The sequence below is a fragment of the Pseudomonas sp. NFACC24-1 genome, assembly GCF_900115235.1.
GTDB classification, from domain to species: domain Bacteria; phylum Pseudomonadota; class Gammaproteobacteria; order Pseudomonadales; family Pseudomonadaceae; genus Aquipseudomonas; species Aquipseudomonas fluorescens_AA.
On record NZ_FOVS01000094.1, the window covers coordinates 1 to 1,124 of the forward strand.

The window sequence follows — 1,124 nt, forward strand, 5'->3', positions numbered from 1 at the left end:
GAGCGAGTCACCATGTCCTCGACCACTTGACGATCAGATTGAGCCTGCGCCGAAAAGACAACGGCAGACAAGGCGAGCACTACAAGATTTGACTTCCAGAGCACGCTAAACCTCCTATGGAAAAAATACTCCAACGTTTCGGACCGCCCCCCATGTAAGAACCGTCCGTTGCCAAGGGGCACTCTTCAAGACTACCAAGACATTAGTTTGTTCCACTTGCTGATTGATAACCCTAGCGCTGACTACCGCCGGATCCTGGCATTCAGACATGAAGTTCGTCACCGCAATCGGCAGTAGCAACGCTTCCCGATGCAGCAGGTCGAGAGCCAGGACGATGTCCTTCAAGGAACCACCCGCCCCACCGAACTCTTCAGGCAACCCCATCGACAGCAAGCCTGTATCCACCCACATATCCCAGAGCTTTTGCGGAAACTCGTTCTTTCTCCCACATTCCGCCACATAGGCGCGGTCTACCCGCTTGATAATGGCATCGCAAATTTCTCTTACAGCGGCCTGGGACTCGGACATGGAATACCTCTTCGAAATTGAGCGTCAAACACCTTGTAAGCCTTGCCCCTTCCTCCTGATGCTTGTGTGGGTTCGCTGATGGCATTTCCGGTAGGCGGAAAAGAGCAGCGACCGTAGGTGTCATGTCCAGGCATGCTCACCGAACATCAAGTGTCTCGAAACAATGGTGACTGGACTCAGTCTGCGCCCTCAGGTCCATCAGCCGTTGTCCGTGATGGAAATAGTTTTTATCTGGACACCAGACTCACGGATGACGGACACCCAGCCTCGGATGCGCGCGTGCATCGGGCGTTCCAACGTGGAAGTTGTCGACGTGAAGTTGTGCTTCCGCCTGATCGGTCAGGTCAAAGATAGGAGCGTGAAGCCAACGTCGGTCGCGCGACCTTTGAACAACGGCGGTTGGCAACTTGTGACTTGCTTGAAGGATTGTGACCAACCTCATTCCCTGTGGGAGTGAGCTTGTCCAGATTCATTAGGTCAGATCAAACGCGAGTGGGCCCCTTTTTTTGGTTCTTCACGGAATCCCGGGAAACACAGAAACAAGAACGCCGATTTGATTGATGATGTTCGTGCGAGCAAACACATCTAACAAACCG

1 protein-coding gene is annotated in these 1,124 nt (G+C 53.2%); it reads right to left on the bottom strand.

From position 1 onward, the window contains the following. Positions 1 to 114 precede the first annotated feature (114 nt). A complete protein-coding gene (locus tag BM317_RS29685; RefSeq protein WP_092477224.1) occupies positions 115 to 528 on the bottom strand; it encodes an acyl-CoA dehydrogenase family protein in 414 nt (137 codons plus the stop codon). Positions 529 to 1,124 lie beyond the last annotated feature (596 nt).